General features: G+C 68.7%; 17 protein-coding genes. 12 read left to right on the plus strand and 5 right to left on the minus strand.

From position 1 onward, the window contains the following. Nucleotides 1–275: 275 nt before the first annotated feature. Nucleotides 276–1,064 carry a phosphotransferase gene (locus A3ES_RS49785; protein WP_020391951.1) on the minus strand — a complete coding sequence of 263 codons (789 nt, stop codon included), beginning with the start codon at nucleotides 1,062–1,064 and terminating at the stop codon, nucleotides 276–278. A gap of 172 nt (nucleotides 1,065–1,236) precedes the next feature. On the opposite strand from A3ES_RS49785, the gene A3ES_RS0137345 reads away from it, so the two are divergent. The 6 genes from A3ES_RS0137345 to xylB all read left to right on the plus strand — a co-directional run bounded on the left by A3ES_RS0137345 (nucleotide 1,237) and on the right by xylB (nucleotide 8,403). Next, a complete protein-coding gene (locus A3ES_RS0137345) occupies nucleotides 1,237–2,604 on the plus strand; it encodes an ABC transporter substrate-binding protein (RefSeq protein WP_020391952.1) in 1,368 nt (455 codons plus the stop codon). Between the two features lie 8 nt (nucleotides 2,605–2,612). Then, a complete protein-coding gene (locus A3ES_RS0137350; protein ID WP_020391953.1) occupies nucleotides 2,613–3,563 on the plus strand; it encodes a carbohydrate ABC transporter permease in 951 nt (316 codons plus the stop codon). Continuing rightward, a complete protein-coding gene (locus tag A3ES_RS0137355) occupies nucleotides 3,560–4,414 on the plus strand; it encodes a carbohydrate ABC transporter permease (protein ID WP_083933938.1) in 855 nt (284 codons plus the stop codon). Before A3ES_RS0137350 ends, A3ES_RS0137355 begins: the two co-directional genes overlap by 4 nt. A 26-nt stretch (nucleotides 4,415–4,440) precedes the next feature. Further along, a complete protein-coding gene (locus tag A3ES_RS0137360) occupies nucleotides 4,441–5,913 on the plus strand; it encodes a mannitol dehydrogenase family protein (protein WP_020391955.1) in 1,473 nt (490 codons plus the stop codon). 87 nt (nucleotides 5,914–6,000) lie between these two features. Further along, nucleotides 6,001–6,969: a sugar-binding transcriptional regulator gene (locus tag A3ES_RS0137365; RefSeq protein ID WP_020391956.1), complete on the plus strand. Its 969-nt coding sequence runs from the start codon at nucleotides 6,001–6,003 to the stop codon at nucleotides 6,967–6,969. A gap of 15 nt (nucleotides 6,970–6,984) precedes the next feature. Further along, on the plus strand, nucleotides 6,985–8,403 hold the full coding sequence (gene xylB, locus A3ES_RS0137370; RefSeq protein ID WP_020391957.1) for a xylulokinase: 1,419 nt from the start codon (nucleotides 6,985–6,987) through the stop codon (nucleotides 8,401–8,403). A 241-nt stretch (nucleotides 8,404–8,644) separates the two neighbouring features. On the opposite strand, the gene A3ES_RS0137375 is transcribed toward xylB, so the two are convergent. Next, nucleotides 8,645–9,931 carry a sensor histidine kinase gene (locus A3ES_RS0137375; RefSeq protein ID WP_020391958.1) on the minus strand — a complete coding sequence of 429 codons (1,287 nt, stop codon included), beginning with the start codon at nucleotides 9,929–9,931 and terminating at the stop codon, nucleotides 8,645–8,647. Further along, nucleotides 9,928–10,620, minus strand: coding sequence for a response regulator transcription factor (locus A3ES_RS0137380; protein ID WP_020391959.1), 693 nt, complete (start codon nucleotides 10,618–10,620; stop codon nucleotides 9,928–9,930). Before A3ES_RS0137380 ends, A3ES_RS0137375 begins: the two co-directional genes overlap by 4 nt. A gap of 128 nt (nucleotides 10,621–10,748) precedes the next feature. Between A3ES_RS0137380 and A3ES_RS0137385 the strand changes: the two genes are divergently transcribed. Genes A3ES_RS0137385 through A3ES_RS0137405 form a run of 5 tightly spaced genes read left to right on the plus strand, consistent with a single transcriptional unit; the run spans nucleotide 10,749 to nucleotide 14,872 of the window. Beyond that, nucleotides 10,749–11,054, plus strand: a complete 306-nt coding sequence (locus tag A3ES_RS0137385) for a hypothetical protein (protein ID WP_020391960.1) — start codon at nucleotides 10,749–10,751, stop codon at nucleotides 11,052–11,054. Continuing rightward, a complete protein-coding gene (locus tag A3ES_RS49790) occupies nucleotides 11,051–12,034 on the plus strand; it encodes an AAA family ATPase (protein ID WP_020391961.1) in 984 nt (327 codons plus the stop codon). The genes A3ES_RS0137385 and A3ES_RS49790 overlap by 4 nt, the downstream gene beginning before the upstream one ends. Then, the gene (locus tag A3ES_RS0137395; protein WP_020391962.1) at nucleotides 12,031–12,969 is read left to right on the plus strand and encodes a DUF58 domain-containing protein; all 939 of its coding nucleotides are present in this window, start codon (nucleotides 12,031–12,033) and stop codon (nucleotides 12,967–12,969) included. Before A3ES_RS49790 ends, A3ES_RS0137395 begins: the two co-directional genes overlap by 4 nt. Next, nucleotides 12,966–13,913, plus strand: coding sequence for a VWA domain-containing protein (locus A3ES_RS0137400; RefSeq protein WP_020391963.1), 948 nt, complete (start codon nucleotides 12,966–12,968; stop codon nucleotides 13,911–13,913). Before A3ES_RS0137395 ends, A3ES_RS0137400 begins: the two co-directional genes overlap by 4 nt. Nucleotides 13,914–13,930: 17 nt before the next feature. Next, complete coding sequence (locus A3ES_RS0137405; protein ID WP_026163567.1) at nucleotides 13,931–14,872, plus strand: S1C family serine protease; 942 nt, start codon at nucleotides 13,931–13,933, stop codon at nucleotides 14,870–14,872. A 574-nt stretch (nucleotides 14,873–15,446) separates the two neighbouring features. Here A3ES_RS0137405 and A3ES_RS0137410 read toward each other — a convergent pair. Both A3ES_RS0137410 and A3ES_RS0137415 read right to left on the minus strand, forming a co-directional pair. Next, a complete protein-coding gene (locus tag A3ES_RS0137410) occupies nucleotides 15,447–15,761 on the minus strand; it encodes a hypothetical protein (protein WP_020391965.1) in 315 nt (104 codons plus the stop codon). After that, entirely contained in the window at nucleotides 15,758–16,507 is a 750-nt protein-coding gene (locus A3ES_RS0137415) for a sulfite exporter TauE/SafE family protein (protein WP_020391966.1), read from the minus strand. The genes A3ES_RS0137410 and A3ES_RS0137415 overlap by 4 nt, the downstream gene beginning before the upstream one ends. An 84-nt stretch (nucleotides 16,508–16,591) precedes the next feature. Here A3ES_RS0137415 and A3ES_RS0137420 point away from each other — a divergent pair, with 84 nt between their 5' ends. Continuing rightward, nucleotides 16,592–17,479, plus strand: a complete 888-nt coding sequence (locus tag A3ES_RS0137420; RefSeq protein ID WP_020391967.1) for a LysR family transcriptional regulator — start codon at nucleotides 16,592–16,594, stop codon at nucleotides 17,477–17,479. Nucleotides 17,480–17,508 lie beyond the last annotated feature (29 nt).

The following is a 17,508-nucleotide window of genomic DNA, read 5'->3' on the forward strand; positions in this document are numbered from 1 at the left end:
GGCGCCTCGTTCCGGCGGGCGGTGGCTCGGGCGTCACCTTGAGCACCGGGTGGGCATGCGGCGGCGGGAAGCGTGACTGGCCCGTGCCCAAAGTGGCGCCTCGTTCCGGCGGGCGGTGGCTCGGGCGTCACCTTGAGCACCGGGTGGGCATGCGGCGGCGGGAAGCGTGGCTAGGCCGTGCCCAAAGTGGCGCCTCCGCCAGCACCGGTCGGAGGCGAGGCGCGGCTGGGCACCCACCGCGGCGGAGGAGCGAGCGGCGGTGGGTGCGTGGAGATCTATTCCTCCAAGCACTTCACCAAGGTGTCGTGGTGCGTGGTGAACCAGTGGTTGGTGCGGTCGGTTAGGGCGGATTCGCCGGTCGTCCAGCGTTGGTGGAACCACGGGTGGCCGGATTCGGCGCCGCGGCGGACGTAGTCCATGCACCAGATGTGGTTGGCGGCGGCTGCGGTGATCAGGCGGGTGCGGTCCGCGCCGGTCAGGCCGTAGGCGTCGGCGAAACGGCGGAGACGGGTCAACGAATGGCCTTGGCGGGGGTCGTGGATGTCTCCGTCGGGGCGGAGCGGTGCCCAAAGGCGGACCGCGGCCGCGACATCCCAGAGCGCCGAGCCGGGGCCGGCCAGGTCGAAGTCGATCAGGGCGACTGCCACGCCGTCGCGGAAGACGATGTTGTCGAGGTTCGGGTCGTTGTGGCCGATCAGACCTTCGTCGTACTCCGCGGGCACTGGCTCGGCCCAGGCATGCCCGGACGGATCGAAGCCGGCCACCGCCTCGTGGTACCGGCGAAGCAAATGAGCGACGCTCTCCAAAGCCGCATCGGTCATCGACCAGGCCGGGTACGGCGCCGTGACGGTCTCGCCCGGCACGTACGTGAGCACCTCGCGCTTCTGCGCATCAACCCCGAGAAAGGCCGGTACGGCGTCGAAGCCGACCCCTTCGAGATAGTCCAGCAGGGCATGGACGGCAGGACTGCTCGGCCGCAGCGGGCGGCGTACGGTGTCGCCGACCCGCACCACCAGCCCGCGGTTGGCAGTGCCGCCGAGTAGGCGGGTCTCGACGTCAGGCATCACGGCTCAGTCTGGCGGCTCCACCGCGCCAAGGCCAGAGCGCTCAGATGAGCAGCAGAATGCCCAAGTGTGAAGCGAGCTCTTGACACCCCGCGACGCCGTCAGGTTCACTCAACGATGAGCAGCATGCTGCTCATATGAGCGAAGACCGCCGATCGCGAAGGAGCAGCCCGTGCTGGAACAGCGAAAGCGCATCGGAGGTGTGGCCGTCGCACTCCTCCTGGTGAGTGGAGTGACCAGCTGCGCCGGCTGGGGCGGCGGTGCGGGAGGTGGTGGCGCCGACAGCATCAACGTGCTGATGGTGAACAACCCGCAGATGGTCGACCTGCAGAAGCTGACCGCGGACAACTTCACCCAGCAGACCGGGATCAAGGTCAACTACACCGTGCTGCCCGAGAACGACGTCCGGGACAAGATCAGCCAGGAGTTCTCCAGCCAGGCCGGCCAGTACGACGTCGCCTCGCTGAGCAACTTCGAGATCCCGATCTACGCCAAGAGCAAGTGGATCGCCCCGCTTTCGGACTACATCGCGAAGGACGCGGCCTTCGACCAGGACGACATCCTGAAGTCGATGACCGAGTCGCTGTCCGGCGAGGACGGCAAGGTGTACGGCGAACCGTTCTACGGCGAGTCGTCGTTCCTGATGTACCGCAAGGACGTGCTGGCCTCGAAGGGTATCGAGATGCCCGCCAAGCCGACCTGGCAGCAGGTCGCCGACATCGCCGCGAAGGTCGACAACGCCCAGCCCGGGATGCGCGGCATCTGCCTGCGCGGCCAGCCCGGTTGGGGCCAGCTGTTCGCTCCGCTGACGACTGTGGTGAACACCTTCGGCGGCACCTGGTTCACCGAGGACTGGCAGGCGAAGGTCAACTCACCCGAGTTCACCGAGGCGACCAAGTTCTACGTCGACCTGGTCCGCAACCATGGCGAGCTCGGCGCACCGCAGGCCGGCTTCACCGAGTGCCTGAACAACCTCGTCCAGGGCAACGTGGCGATGTGGTACGACGCCACCTCCGCCGCCGGTTCGCTCGAGGCACCGAACTCACCGGTCAAGGGCAAGATGGGCTACGCCCCCGCACCGGTCGTGAAGACCGACAGCTCGGGCTGGCTCTACGCCTGGTCGTGGAGCATCCAGGAAGCCAGCAAGAAGAAGGACAACGCCTGGAAGTTCATCTCCTGGGCCTCCAGCAAGCAGTACGAGGAACTGGTCGGCAAGGAACTCGGCTGGTCCCGCGTCCCGGCCGGCAAGCGCTCCTCGACGTACGAGAACCCGGACTACCGCAAGGAAGCGGCGGCCTTCGCGGACCCGACCAAGCAGGCGATCGAGAACGCCGACCCGCGCAACCCCGGCGTCCAGCCGCGGCCCGCGATCGGCATCCAGTTCGTCGACATCCCCGAGTTCCCCGATCTCGGGACTCAGGTCAGCCAGGACGTCAGCTCGGCGATCGCCGGCCGGATGAGCGTCGACGAAGCGCTGAAACGCGGGCAGGAACTCGCCGACGACGTGGCCGAGCGCTATCGCGCCAGAGAAACGAAGTGAGGGCTGACATGTCTGTCGACACCGAGGTACGTCCGGGCCGGCACGCGGCCACGCCGCCCAACAAGCCCGGCACCCTGCTGCGCAGTACCGGCGACTGGGCCCGGCGCGCGCCGCTGCTGCCCGCGCTGGTCTTCATGATCATCGTCACCCAGTTGCCGTTCGTGGTCACGATCATCACGTCCTTCATGGACTGGAACGCCTACTACCCCGACGAGCGCGGGTTCGCCGGGGTCGACAACTTCCGCCGGGTGCTGACGGATGCGAACACCCGGCAGGCGATCTTGGTGACCATCCTGCTGACCGCGGCAGTGGTGCTGATCAGCCTGCTGCTCGGGCTGTGCATCGCGCTGCTGCTCGACCGCAGGTTCCGTGGTCGCGGCGTGGTCCGGACGATGATGATCACACCGTTCCTGGTGGTCCCGGTCGCGGCCGCGCTGTTGTGGAAGCACGCGCTCTACAACCCGGAGTACGGGCTCTTCAACGGCGTACTGACCTGGATCTTCGGGGACAACGCGCCACAACCCGACTGGATCAGCAATCAGCCACTATGGTCGGTGATCTTCGCGCTGGTCTGGCAGTGGACGCCGTTCATGATGCTGATCCTGCTGGCCGGCCTGCAGAGCCGCCCGCTCGACGTGATCGAGGCGGCCGGTATCGACGGCGCCAGCCAGTGGGACATCTTCCGCTACATGACGCTGCCGCACCTGCGCCAGTACCTCGAACTGAGCGCGCTGCTCGGCTCGATCTACGTGGTGCAGAACTTCGACGCCGTCTTCACCATCACCTCCGGCGGCCTCGGGACGGCGAACCTGCCGTACACGATCTACCAGACCTTCTACACCGCCCATGACTACGGCCGGGCCTCGGCCGCCGGCGTCATCGTCGTGATCGGCACCATCCTGATCGCGACCTTCGCGCTGCGTTCGGTGTCCACCCTGTTCAAGGAGGAGGGGCGATGAGTGCACAAGGCCAAGTGACGATCGTGACCGGTAAGAAGCGGAACCGCAGTGGTGGGATGGCGCTGAGCGCGCTGGCCTGGGTCGTCGGCGTGCTCTTCGTCCTGCCGGTGTTGTGGATGGCGCTGACCTCCTTCCACGCCGAGCCCGACGCGGCGAAGAACCCACCGGACATCGCGGCACCGCTGACCCTCGACGGCTACCGCTCGTTCTTCGACACCGGACCCTGGCCGTCGATCGCCAACTCGCTCACCGCGAGCATCCTGTCCACGGTCCTGGTGATCCTGCTGGCCTTCCCGGCGGCGTACGCGCTGTCGATCAAGCCGGTGAAGAAGTGGACCGACGTGCTGTTCTTCTTCCTGTCCACGAAGATGCTGCCGGTGGTCGCGGGGCTGCTGCCGATCTATCTCTTCGCCCAGTTCACCGGGCTGCTGGACAACATCTGGCTGCTGATCGTGCTCTACACCTCGATGAACCTGCCGATCGCGGTCTGGATGCTGCGCAGCTTCCTGGCCGAAGTACCGGTCGAGATCCTCGAGGCGGCCTCGGTCGACGGGGCCGGTCTGGTGCGCACGCTGCGCTCGGTGGTGGCGCCTGTCGTCACGCCGGGGATCGCGTCGGCGGCGCTGATCTGCTTCATCTTCAGCTGGAACGAACTGCTCTTCGCGCGAGTGCTCACGGGTACCGTGGCTCAGACCGCGCCGGTGTTCCTGACCGGCTTCGTCACCAGCCAGGGCCTGTTCCTCGCGAAGGTCTGCGCCGCGTCCCTGGTGGTGTCGCTGCCCGTGCTGATCGCCGGATTCGCGGCGCAGGACAAGCTCGTCCAGGGCCTGTCGCTCGGGGCGGTCAAGTGACGACAGCGTCTTCTGGAGGAGGCATCTTGCACAAACTCAGCTCGGCCAGCGTGGGTTCCCTCGGCGAGCAGGTCGGCGTACCGGCCTATGACCGTACTGCGGTCCGCCCTGGCATCGTGCACTTCGGGGTGGGCGGGTTCCACCGCGCCCACCAGGCGATGTACCTCGACAAGCTGATGAACGACGGCAAGGCGCTCGACTGGGGCATCTGCGGGATCGGCGTCCTGCCGCAGGACCGGCGGATGGCCGACGTGATGGCGGCCCAGGACTGTCTCTACACGCTGGTGGTCAAGTACCCCGACGGGACGCTGGAGCCGCGGGTGATCGGCTCGATCGTCGACTACCTGTTCGCGCCGGACGACCCGGAGGCGGTGCTGGCGCGGATGGCCGACCCCGCCACCCGGATCGTCTCGCTGACCATCACCGAGGGCGGGTACCACGTGCACCAGGTGACCGGGGAGCTGGACACCTCGGACGAGGCGCTGGCCGCCGATCTCCAGCCCGGGGCGACGCCGGTCAGCGTTTTCGGTTTCGTGGTCGAGGCCTTAGCCCGGCGCCGGGCAGCCGGGATCGCGCCGTTCACGGTGATGTCCTGCGACAACATCCCGGGCAATGGGCATGTCGCGCGCAAGATGCTGATTTCCTTTGCACAGCTGAAGGACGCGGCCTTGGCCGATTGGATCGAGCGCGAGGTGCCCTTCCCGAACTGCATGGTCGACCGGATCACGCCGGTCACCACCGACGGCGACAAGGAGGCACTGGCGTCGCGGTTCGGTGTGGAGGACGGGTGGCCGGTGGTCTGCGAGCCGTTCACCCAGTGGGTGCTCGAGGATGACTTCGGTGCCGGCAGGCCGCAGTACGAGGATGTCGGGGTGCAGTTGGTCGAGGACGTCGAGCCGTACGAGCTGATGAAGCTGCGGCTGCTCAACGCGAGCCACCAGGCGCTCTGCTATCTGGGCTACCTGGCCGGCTATCGCTATGCGCACGAGGTCTGCCAGGACAAGCTGTTCGTCGACTTCCTGCTCGGCTACATGGACGAGGAGGGTACGCCGACGCTGCCGCCGGTACCGGGCGTCGATCTCGACCGCTACAAGCACCAGCTGATCGAGCGATTCGCCAACCCGGAGGTGCGCGACACGCTGGCCCGGCTCTGCGCGGAGAGCTCGGACCGGATCCCGAAATGGCTGCTGCCTGTTGTCCGCGAGCAACTCGCCGCCGGCCGCGGGATCGAGCGCGCTGCCCTGGTCGTCGCCTCCTGGGCCCGGTACGCCGAGGGCGTGGACGAGCAGGGCGAACCGATCGAGGTGGTGGACCGGTTGCGGGACAAACTGGTCGAGCGGGCGCAGCACAACCGCGACGCGCCGCTGCTCTTCGTGTCCGACCGGGACCTGTTCGGTGACCTCGTCGAGGACGAGCGATTCGTGCAGGCCTACACCTCGGCGCTGGCGTCTCTGCACGAGCTTGGCGCCCGGGCGACGCTGGAGGCGCGGGCCGGCTGACCAGCGGCTGGGAGCCACTCGCGGCAAGGAGCCCGGAACGGTTACGGTGCCGGGAATCACGGGAGAAGGATTGGTGGCGGGGCGACGGTGAACAGCCGGGGACAGCTGCTCGGAGAGGGCGAAGACGACGACGAGCTACTGGCCGAGGTCGCCCGTCGCTATTACCTGGACAACACCTCCAAGGTCGACATCGCCAAGCAGCTCGACCTGAGCCGGTTCAAGGTCGCCCGGATGCTCGAGGACGCGCGCGGCCGAGGCATCGTCCAGATCCAGATCAAGAGCCCCAGCCCGATCGATCGCGGACTGTCCGAGCAACTCGCGGACGCCCTCGGGCTGCCGCGGTGCGTCGTCACCCACACCTCCGGGTCGCCTGAGCAGGTCCGCGACCAGGTGGCCGAGGCTGCCGCCCGGACGGTCGCGCCGCTGGTCCGCGACGGCGACCTGCTCGGCCTGACCTGGAGCCGGGCCGTGGACGCGATGGTCGACCACCTCGACGTACTGCCCGCCTGCACAGTGGTCCAAATGGCCGGCTCGCTGCATTCACCCGCTGGCGGCGGCAGCACGATGGACCTCGCTCGCCGAGCCGCGGCACTAGCTGGCGGTACTGCGCACGCCGTGCACGCGCCGCTCGTGGTGGACGACATCGCGGCCGTCACCGCGCTGCGCAGGCAGCCCGGCATCGCCGACACGCTGGCACTGGCCGACGGCCTGGACATCTCGGTGGTCGCGATCGGCGCCTGGCGCGCGGGCTGCTCGACGGTCTGGGACGCGGTCTCGGAGGAGATCCGCGCGGACGGGCTGGCCGGCGGCGCAATCGCCGAGGTCAGCGGGCATCTTCTGGATCTGGACGGCAGACTGGTCGAGTCACCGCTGGAACAGATGATCATCGCGGTCTCGGTCGACCAGCTCCGCCGCCCGGAGGAGCGCGTCGCCCTGGCCGCGGGGGCCCATCGCGCCCCGGCGGTCATCGCCGCGGTGCGGGCCGGCCTGGTCAGCACCCTGGTGACGACGACCGATCTCGCCCGCGAAATACTGCGGCAGCTCGCCGCCCCGTGATTCGGAGAGACTTCTATGACTGATCCCAGGCTGGTCGCCGGTGTGGACTGCTCCACTCAGGCGACCAAGGTCGTGGTGTGCGACGCGAGCACCGGGGAGGTACTGCGGGAAGGTCGCGCGCCGCACCCCGACGCCACCCAGGTCGACCCGGCCGAGTGGTGGAAGGCCTGGCAGATCGCCTCGGACGGCCTGCTCGACGGGGTCTCGGCGCTGTCTGTGGCTGGTCAGCAGCACGGCATGGTCTTGCTGGATGGCGCTGGTGAGGTCGTCCACCCGGCGGTGCTGTGGAACGACACGAGCTCTGCCGACGCGACGGCCGAACTGGTCTCTGAGCTGGGTGGCCCGGAGACTTGGGCCGCCGCGACCGGGTCTGTGCCGGTGCCGAGCTTCACCGTCACCAAGCTGCGCTGGGTTCGCGGCGCTGCTCCCGACGCGGCTGCTCGGGCTGAGGCTGTTGCGTTGCCCCACGATTGGCTGACCCATCAGTTCGCTGCGGATCGTTCGGGTATTGCCGACCTGACGACCGATCGCGGAGATGCTTCGGGCACCGGTTGGTGGTCGCCGACCACCAACGACTACCGGCCCGATTTGGTCGAGCTTGCGTTCGGCCGATCGCTGCAGTTGCCGCGGGTGGCCGGGCCGTCCGAGGTCGTTGGCCAGACCGCGTCCGGCATCGCGCTCGCTGCGGGCACGGGCGACAACATGGCTGCCGCGCTCGGTCTTGACCTGCAGCCCGGCGACGTCGCTGTCTCGTTGGGGACCAGCGGTACTGCGTTCGCCACATCCGCTGCTCCGACGACCGACCCGAGCGGCTTCGTCGCCGGCTTCGCGGATGCGACGGGCGGCTACCTCCCACTGGTCTGCACGCTGAACGCGGCTCGGGTGCTGTCGGCAACGGCCCAGTTGCTCGGCATGGATCTCGCCGAGCTGGACCAAGCCGCACTGACCTCCACCGGCAGCGCAGGGCTCGTCATGCTGCCCTACCTGGACGGCGAGCGGACCCCGGACCTTCCGCACTCGACTGGCCTGGTCTATGGGCTGACCCGCGCGACCGCACAGCCCGCGACGATGGCCCGCGCTGCAGTAGAAGGCATGCTGTGCGGCCTGGCCGACGCGGTGGACGCCCTACGAGCACAGGGCCTCCCGGTCCACCGGGTCCTGCTCCTCGGCGGCGCGGCCCGCTCCCGCGCAGTACAGGCTCTTGCGCCTGCTCTGCTGGGTGCGCCGGTGGTCCTACCCGAGCCAGCTGAATACGTCGCCCTTGGCGCCGCCCGCCAAGCCGCCTGGGCCGTGTCGGACGCAGTACCGACTTGGGAGGTTGCCATGAGCAAGCCTGAGTCGCCGGTGCTGACCGACGAGCACGCCGCCCAGGTGCGCGCCCGCTACGCCGCGGTCCTCAACGGCACACGCCCCCTCCTCAGCACCCCGCGCTAAGCCCATCCCGCGCAGTGCACCCCCGCGAACCCGCGACTTTGGGCACCGGCTAGCCACCTACTCGCCGGTACGACGACTGGCGGGTGCTCAAAGACGCCAGTGGCGGAGCGCTCAGGCCGAGCCCCGGAGGGGAGGGCGGACCTCCGCCACTCATAAACCTCACCTGGTTAGTCCAGGCCAGGCGTGGGTGGGGATGTCTTGGGCTGCGGAGGGCAGGTTTGTGAGTGGCGGCGGTCCGGGCTTACGAGCGTGGACCTAGTGGATCCTCGGTCGGCGGGGTGGGGGAGCGGCGGGTGGTGTTGGTGAGGGAGCGTTCGGGGAGCCAGAGGATGAAGGTCGAGCCGACGCCGACCTCGGAATGCAGCGCGACCGTGCCGCCGTGGGATTCCGCGATCTGGCGGACGATTGCCAGACCCAGGCCCGCGCGGCGCTGACTCGTCGACGGACCGGTGGACGGGTCGGTCAGCGGGACGGTTGTGGGTGGCTGCCGTTGGCCTGAGCGGAAGAAGCGGTCGAAGACGCGATCAGCGTCCTCTTCGGCGATCCCCGGGCCCTCGTCCCGGACGGCGATCCAGGCCCAGCCGTTGCGGCTCCCGACGGCCAGGACCAACTCGCTGCCACCCCGGGCCAGCCGGACCGCGTTGGACAGCAGGTTGTCGACCGCCCGGCGAAGCGCCTGGGCATCCCCGGCGGCGGTCGGCCCGGGCGCGAGACGGCGTACCAGGCGGAGTTCTCGGTCGGCGGCGAGTAGCGCGTACTCCTCGGCGGCCTCGCCCGCGATGGCGGCGAGGTCCACGTCGGCGTCCACGAAGGCCGGCGATGACCGGCGGGCCGACGCGAGCAAGTCCTCGACCAGCCGGGTCATCCGCTGGATCGCGCGCGACACGATCGCCGTCGCCTGGGCCCGATCCTCCGACGGAGTGTCGTCATGAGCCAGTACTGCGTCCACATTGGCCTGGATCACCGCCAACGGATTGCGCAGCTCGTGGGACGCGTCGTCGACCAACTGCCGTTGCGCGACGAAAGCGGACTCCAGCCGTTCGAGCATGTCGTCGACGGTGTCCGCGAGGTTGCGCAGTTCGTCACGCGGGCCGTCCAGCGCGATCCGGCGGGACAGGTCCGTCGCGGAGATGTCCTGCGCCGTCGCGGTGATCCGGCGTACCGGCCTCAGCGCGCGACCGGACAGCCACCAGCCGGTACCGAGGCTGAGGATCAGCAGTCCGCCCATGCCTGCTGCCGAATAGGTCTTGAGCGTCTCCAGGGTCTTGTAGTTGACCGCGGATTGGATGCTGTCCAGATCGGCGGCCTGGAACGTCTGACCCGGCTTGGGCTTGTAGTTACCGTGTTCGTCGGTATAGACCTTCTTGACCGTGATCGGGTCGAGCGGCTGCGGGTCGAGGTACGCCGACAGCGCGAAGTACAGGCTGCCGAGGACCAGCGCCGACAAGCCGATCAGTACTGCGGAATAGGCCAGCGTCAGGCGGAACCGGATCGTCTGGGCCCAGACCGGGATCTTCGGCCTCTTCATGCATCACCTCTGAGCCGGTAGCCGCGCCCGATCACCGTTTCCAGCAAGGGATCCTCGCCTTCCAGGGTGAGCTTGCGCCGCAGCGTTCCGACCGTCACGCGGACGCTCTGGGTGAACGGATCCGCGTTCTCGTCCCAGACGTGCTCGAGCAGTTCTTCGGCCGAGACGACGTGCCCCGGCCGCGACATGAGATAGCGCAGTACGCCGAACTCCTTCAGCGTCAGTGGAAGCTCGCGCCCGGCCCTCGTCGCGAGATGGCGGGCGCTGTCCAGGACGAGTTCGCCGACGTGCAACTGGGTCGACCCGTTCGTCACGTCGCGACGCAGCAGGGCGCGGATCCTGGCCAGCAGCTCGACCAGCGCGAACGGCTTGGTCAGGTAGTCGTCCGCGCCCTCGTCGAGCCCGCGGACCCGGTCGGCGAGCGAGGCGCGCGCGGTCAGCATCAGCACCCGCAACTCGCGTCCGGACGCCACCTCGATCTCGCCGCGACGGACCGCTCGGCACAGGTCGAGGCCGCTCGTGTCCGGCAACGTGATGTCGAGAATCGCCAGGTCGTACGGCGTGGTGGCGAGCTTCTCGACCGCCTCGGCACCGGTCAGCGCAGCGTCCACGGCATAGCCGGCCCGGCCGAGTCCCGAGCGCAGAGCGCTGACCAGGCCTTCCTCGTCTTCCACCACCAGTAGTCGCACGAGTCAAAGGTAGCGGTGTCCCGTGCTGGGACCGGTGTGAGCTTTCGGCGGGCTTTCGCTCTGCTTTCCGGTCGTTTTCGGGGCGTCCTGATGATCTGGACCCATCATCCGATCTCGAAGGAGTCAGCATGAATCTCCCCGGCAAGCGCCTCCTGCTCGGTACTGCGGTCGCGGCCGCCGCGTTGGGCGTGGGCGGTTTCGCGTACGCCGCCGGCAACGACCCGGCCCCTGATCAGGGCTACGTGACTGTGGAGGACAGCCCCGCGCCGAGCACCGATCCCAGTACCGGCCCTTCGCAGGGTTCCCAGGGCACAGCGCAGCGCGACGGGCGGGATTGCCCGGAGAAGAACGGCTCGGGCCAGGCCCAGCCGGAGCAGACGCAACCCGAGCAGACCCAGCCTGAGCAGCAGGCCGACCCGCAGAGCAACGCATGACGGCAGTACTCGAGCGAGCCCTCTTCGAGGTGAAGCGGGTCGTCGTCGGACAGGACCAGCTGGTGGAGCGGATGCTGGTGGGCCTGCTGGCCCGCGGGCACTGCCTGCTGGAAGGGGTTCCCGGCGTCGCCAAGACGCTGGCCGTCCGGACCCTCGCGGAGGTGATCGGCGGCCGGTTCGCCCGGCTGCAGTTCACCCCCGACCTGGTCCCGGGCGACATCGTCGGGACCCGGATCTGGCGGCCATCCGCCGAAGGGTTCGACACCGAACTCGGCCCGATCTTCGCCAACCTCGTGCTCGCCGACGAGATCAACCGCGCACCTGCCAAGGTGCAGTCGGCGTTGCTGGAGGCAATGGCCGAGAGTCAGGTCAGCATCGGCGGCGTCAGCTACCCGTTGCCCGAGCCGTTCCTCGTCCTGGCCACCCAGAACCCGATCGAGTCCGAGGGCGTTTACGCGTTGCCCGAGGCGCAGCGGGACCGGTTCCTGCTGAAGATCACCGTCGACTACCCGACACCGTTGGAGGAACTCACGATCCTGCAGCGGATGAGCTCGCACCGGCCGCATGCGAACGCAGTACTGACGCCGGCCATGGTGAATGAGTTGCAGGAGGCAACGGAAGACGTCTTCGTGCACAACGCCGTGGCGGAGTACGTCGTCAGGCTGGTGCATGCGACGCGGGCGCCGCAGCAGTACGGGATCGACGATCTCGGCGGCGTACTGGAGTTTGGAGCTAGTCCGCGGGCCACGCTGGGGTTGGTGGCGGCCGGTCGTGCGCTGGCTTTGTTGCGCGGTCGCGACTACGTCCTGCCTGCCGACGTGTACGACGTGGCGCATGACGTGATGGCGCATCGGCTGGTGCTGACCTTCGACGCGCTGGCGGATGGGGTCGACCCGCGGTCTGTGGTGTCGCGGGTGTTGCACGCAGTCGAGCAGCCGCACGTCGTACCGGCTGATCAGGCGCAGGGGTCCGCGGCATGACAGGTCCTGACCTGCTGGCCGGGCGGGAGCGGGCGCTCCGCTCGCTGGAGCTCTCGGTGAAACGGAAGCTGGAAGGCTTCCTGCACGGCGAGATCACCGGCTTGCGGAGCGGCCCGGGCAGCGAACCGAACGAGGCGCGGCCGTATCAGGCGGGTCAGGATGATGTCCGCCGGATGGACTGGAATGTCACTGCTCGCTCGCTTGAACCGCACGTCCGGGCGCCGCTGGCCGAGCGCGAACTGGAGACCTGGGCGCTGGTGGATGCGTCCGCGAGCATGGACTTCGGTACTGCGCTGTCGGAGAAGCGCGATCTCGCTGTCGCCATCGTTGGTGCGGTGGGTCTGCTGGCCGATCGTCCTGGGAATCGTCTCGGTGTGCGGGTTGCCCTAGGCAACGAGGTTCGCCGGATCCCCGACGTCGGCGGTGTGGCGGCCATGCGGCGTACTCTTCGCACGCTGCTGTCGTTGCCTAGAGCAACTCCCGGCGAACACCCGCAGACCGATCTGGCCCACGCGATCACGCGGCTCAACCGCGAACATCCAAGGCCAGGCCTCAGAGTAGTTGTCTCTGACTTTCATACCGAAGGGTGGGAGATTCCACTCCGACGATTGACCGCGCGGCACGAAGTTATCGCTGTCGAGGTGCTCGATCCGCGTGAGCTTGAGTTGCCTGAGGTTGGGTTGCTCACTCTGGTGGATCCGGAGACGGGGCGGCGGCGCGAAGTACAGACGAGTAAGAAGCGGTTGCGGGAGCGGTACGCCGCCGCGATGGCTGCCCACCGCGAGCAAACCACCCAAGCGATCCGCGCCGCCGGCGCCGCCCACCTGGTCCTGCGCACCGACACCGACTGGGTCCGCGACGTCGCCGCCTTCGCCACCGCCCGCCGCCGCGCCAACACCCGCCGAACCCCTCGAGGGAGGACCGGTGTCCGATGAATTTTGAGCAACCGCTGTGGCTCTGGCTGCTGCTGATCGTCCCGGCTCTGGTCGTGGCGTATCTGATCGCGCAACGCCGCCGCAGCAAGTACGCCGTCCGGTTCGCGACCCTTCCGATGCTGGAGAAGGTCGCCCCGACGCGGCCCGGGTGGCGCCGGCATGCGCCCGCGTTCGCCTTCCTCGCGGCGCTGACCGTGCTGACGATCGCGATCGCCCGGCCCGTCGCCGACGTCCGGGTGCCGCGCGAACGCGCCACCGTCGTGGTCGCGATGGACATCTCGAACTCGATGGCCGCGACCGACGTCGAGCCGAACCGGTTCGAGGTGGCCAAGAGCGCCGCGACCGAGTTCGTCAACAGCCTGCCCGAGCAGTTCAACGTCGGACTCGTCTCCTTCGCCCGGACGGCGAACGTCGTCGCGCCGCCGAGCACGGACCACCAGGCCACCATCGACGCGATCAACCGGCTGACGCTGACCGACAGCACCGCGATCGGTGAGGCCGTCCTGACCAGCCTGCAGGCGGTGAAATCGCTGGACGCCGACGCGGCCACCGATCCGCCGCCGAGCCGGATCGTGCTGCTGTCCGACGGCGGCAACACGTCGGGCCGCCCGATCGACGAAGCCGCCCAGGCCGCGTCGCAGGCCGGCGTACCGGTCTCGACGATCGCCTACGGAACGCCAGAGGGCACGGTCAACCTCGAAGGCCGTAACATCCCGGTCCCCGCCGACGCCGAGTCCCTGCGCGGACTGGCCGACGCGACCTCAGGTTCCTTCTACTCCGCGGAGAGCGACGAGGAACTGCGCTCCGTCTACTCCGATCTCCAGTCGTCGATCGGCTGGACCACCGAGGAACGCGAGATCACCAACCTGGTGGCGGGAGTCGCCCTGGCCGTCGCACTGCTGGCCGGCCTGGCCTCGCTGCTCTGGTTCTCGCGGCTTCCTTAAGGCACTAGGAGCCTCTTGTGAGCCCTCATCTCGGTCATCCCTTCCGTGGGCCGCACTACCAGCCCGGCCCACCGCCCGCCGCGCCGCCCGACGTACCGGCGCCCGGGCCCGGCATCCCCTTCTCCGTCACCCCGGCCTCTGCTCCGCCGGCACCCCCCTCTCCGGCCGCAGCACCTCAGGCCGGGGTGACGGCCCCACCCCCAGTACGCCGTACCGGCCGCGTACTCGCCACGGGGATCGCACTGTCCGTCCTGGCCGGTGGTCTCGCTGGCGCGGTGACCGGTGGCTGGGTCGACTCGCCTTCGGTGAGCGCCCCGGTCGAGTTGCCACAAGCGGCCGCCCCCTCAGGCGGAGCCGAGCAAGGGACTATCGCGGCGGCCGCGGCGAGCGTGTTGCCAGGGGTCGTGTCCGTCCGGGCCGGCCGGGCGACCGGCTCGGGGTTCGCGATCGACCAGCAGGGACACGTGGTCACGAACGCGCACGTGGTGGAAGGAGCGACCGATGTGTCACTGGTCCTGTCCAACGGGCGATCCGTGGACGCGCGCATCATCGGGGTCGACGCGGACAACGACCTGGCGGTTCTCCAGGTCAGCGGCAACGTCGAGGGACTGCGGGCGCTCACGCTCGGCCGGTCGTCGCAACTCAAGGTCGGTGACCCGGTGCTGGCCGTCGGCTCACCGCTCGGCCTGGAAGGAACGGTGACGGCCGGCATCGTCAGCGCCGTCAACCGGCAGGCGCGCTTCGGCGACAACGGCAACCGGCAGACGGCGATCCAGACCGACGCGGCCATCAACCCCGGCAACTCCGGCGGCCCGCTGGTCAACGCGGCCGGTCAGGTGGTCGGCGTCAATACCGCCATCGCCACCCTCAGCTCGAGCTCACGCTCCGGCAGCATCGGCATCGGCTTCGCCATCCCGGTCGACCGGATGACAACAATCGTCAAGGGACTGATCAACTGACCTACCTACCCGCCACCTGGTGTTCATTCGCCCCCTTTTCACCCTCGCCACCGGACCGCCAGCGCCCAGCCACTGAGCTGGAGGGTGAAAGAAGGCGAATGAAGGCTCTGCTGACTGACCCGTGGGTCAGTCGCGGCGTTGCCGAGGCCCGCTGGCAGGCTATTGGACAGCTTCGCGCTGACAGAGCCTGTTGGGAAATTGGTCTGGGGTTGGCGTTGTGTCCCGACCGACAGGAAGTAGTGCCGGTTCTGCGGCCGGCCGCGGCCTGCGTGAGCGTGGCGCGCGGCCGAACGGTCGACTACTTCCTGTCGGTCGGGACACAATCGGCCGCTGCCGAGCCAGTTCGCAACAGGCTCTGTAGGGCGCTATCGGTCAAATAACCCGCTAGTGGCCAGCGATCCTCGGCCGGTCCCGCTTCGGTGGAAGCAGTTGTCGGTGCTCGGCGACTTGCCGGGGGGCTTCGGGCTGGTAGTTGGGTCTGGGGAGGGTTTTCGCCAGGCCATGGGCGGGCGTATTTTCCTCCCGGGTCGGCGTCTCTCGCGGTGGGGTCGTTCAGGGATTTGGTTGCTGTTGGCTACAACTGGCTGGAGATCGGCGTGGGGCCTGGGTCCTCGCCGTCCTGGTGCCGGATCACCCAGCTGTCGAGATCCGCCGCGGCCTCTTCCGGTGCCGTGGGCAACAACCAGGCTCTGGGCTGCCCGGTCGCCTGCTCGGAGGTGAAGGCGTGGACGGTGGCGGCATAGCGCTCGGCTGCTTCCAGTACTTCGTGCGCTCGGGCGAGCAGGTCTTCGGGGTCGCCGTCGATGGTGACGGCGGTACGGGCCGATTCGGCCAGCTGGCAGGCTTCCCAGGCGATCGCCAGCCGGGCGAGGGATTCGTCGGTGATCACGAGAGCGCCACGAAGTACGCCGCCGTCATCGTGGCCGCCGACCCGACCACGATCGCCCGCTGGACCGGCGCTGACAGGCTGCGGGCGATCATCGCCCCGCCGAAGCCGCCCAGCAACGCGCCGCCGAGCATCAGGCCGACCTTGAGCGACTCGCCGATGACGTCCGAGGCGACCAGGAAGATGATCGCCGCGGTCAGATAGATGGCCGCCATCTGGATCACCCGCAACGGATTGGCCCGGCCCGGGTCGATGCCGGCGGCAACACTCCAGAAGGCGACCATGAGCAGCCCGGACGCGCCGCCGAAGTACCCGCCGTAGATGGAGAGCAGTAGCTGTCCGGCGATGATCGTCGGGCGGCCGGCGATCGTCGTTCCCAGCGACTTGGCGATCCGGCGGCCGAAGGCGAGCACGAAGGTGGCGAAGGCGAGCAGCCACGGGACGACCGCGTCGAAGGATTCCGAGGGCAAGGCGAGGAGCAGTACCGCGCCCAGTACGCCGCCGATGATGCTCGACACGGTCAGCACGCGGGTCGAAGTACTGGGGAGTGGTTGGAGCTCGCGGCGGTAGACCCAGACGCTGGCCAGACCTCCTGGCAGCAAGGCGACCGTCGTGGCGGCGTTCGCGGTGACTGCGGTGACGCCGACCGCGACCAGAGCGGGGAACGCGACGAAGCTGCCACCACCGCCGACAGCGTTCAGCGCGCCGGCTGCGATCCCGGCGAGCAGGACGACCAGCAGTGCGCTCACCGTTCCAGCATCAGGGTCGTCCGGTAAGGACCACAATGCGTTTTTGCCTCAGTCAGCCTCTGGCTGAGGCATAGGCTGTTCGCCATGCGCTACGACCTCGATGACCTGCGGCTCTTCGTATTCGTTGTTGACCAAGGCTCGATCACGGCAGGCTCCGCCCAGATGCACCTGAGTCTGCCTTCAGCGAGTGCACGGGTCAGAGCGCTGGAGGCCCAGGCCGGAGTGCCGCTGCTGATCCGGGAACGCCGCGGCGTGCGACCAACCCCGGCCGGTACGACGCTGGCTCGCCACGCGCGCGAAGTACTGGCTCAGACTGCACGCCTCGACAGTGCTGTCGCGAGCTACACCGCCGCGCGCTCCCGGCCACTCGTCCTCGTCTCCGGCGGCTCCGCCATGCACCGCGTCGTACCGGCCGCGCTGGCGTCGTTCCTGCGCGAGTACCCAGAACACGACGTCACCGTCTCCGAGCAGCGCACCCCACGCTCACTCCAACTGCTTGCCGAAGGCAAAGCCGACCTCGGCATCGTGCTGGACGACGAAGAGACCATGGCCAGCGCCCTACGCACCGAGCCACTAGCCGACGACTCCCTGGTGGTGATCGGCCAGTCCGGCGGCGTCCTCAGTGGCCGCCAAACAATGTCGTACGCCGAAGTCGCCGAACACCCCATGATCGGCCTGGACCTGGGATCCACCCTCCGCACCTGGATGGACCGTCGCCTTGGCCCACACGCGCCCGCACCGCGCTACCGCACCCTGGTCCCCACCGTGCACACCCTCATAACCCTCGCCGAGGCCGGCGTAGGCCTGGCCATCGCCCCACTCCGCTCAGTAGACCGAGCCCCCACCCTGGACATCTGCCGCCTAACCGACCCGTGGTCCACCCGCTCCCACCTAATCTGCTACGCCCCCTCCGGCCCCACCCCCGCCATCACAGCCCTCGCCCACCACATCCATCAAGCCGCCACCACCTGAGCGCTCGGGGGTGGTTGTTGTCCCGTCCG

The sequence above is a fragment of the Kribbella catacumbae DSM 19601 genome (genome assembly GCF_000372465.1).
In the GTDB taxonomy this organism is placed as follows: Bacteria; Actinomycetota; Actinomycetes; order Propionibacteriales; family Kribbellaceae; genus Kribbella; species Kribbella catacumbae.

Coding starts and splice junctions, on each gene's coding strand:
- A3ES_RS0137350 (WP_020391953.1), top strand. CDS start 2,613: ATGTCTGTCGACACCGAGGTACGTCCGGGCCGGCACGCGGCCACGCCG.
- A3ES_RS0137385 (WP_020391960.1), top strand. CDS start 10,749: ATGAATCTCCCCGGCAAGCGCCTCCTGCTCGGTACTGCGGTCGCGGCC.
- A3ES_RS0137375 (WP_020391958.1), bottom strand. CDS start 9,931: ATGAAGAGGCCGAAGATCCCGGTCTGGGCCCAGACGATCCGGTTCCGC.
- A3ES_RS49790 (WP_020391961.1), top strand. CDS start 11,051: ATGACGGCAGTACTCGAGCGAGCCCTCTTCGAGGTGAAGCGGGTCGTC.
- xylB (WP_020391957.1), top strand. CDS start 6,985: ATGACTGATCCCAGGCTGGTCGCCGGTGTGGACTGCTCCACTCAGGCG.
- A3ES_RS0137400 (WP_020391963.1), top strand. CDS start 12,966: ATGAATTTTGAGCAACCGCTGTGGCTCTGGCTGCTGCTGATCGTCCCG.
- A3ES_RS0137355 (WP_083933938.1), top strand. CDS start 3,560: ATGAGTGCACAAGGCCAAGTGACGATCGTGACCGGTAAGAAGCGGAAC.
- A3ES_RS0137420 (WP_020391967.1), top strand. CDS start 16,592: ATGCGCTACGACCTCGATGACCTGCGGCTCTTCGTATTCGTTGTTGAC.
- A3ES_RS49785 (WP_020391951.1), bottom strand. CDS start 1,064: ATGCCTGACGTCGAGACCCGCCTACTCGGCGGCACTGCCAACCGCGGG.
- A3ES_RS0137395 (WP_020391962.1), top strand. CDS start 12,031: ATGACAGGTCCTGACCTGCTGGCCGGGCGGGAGCGGGCGCTCCGCTCG.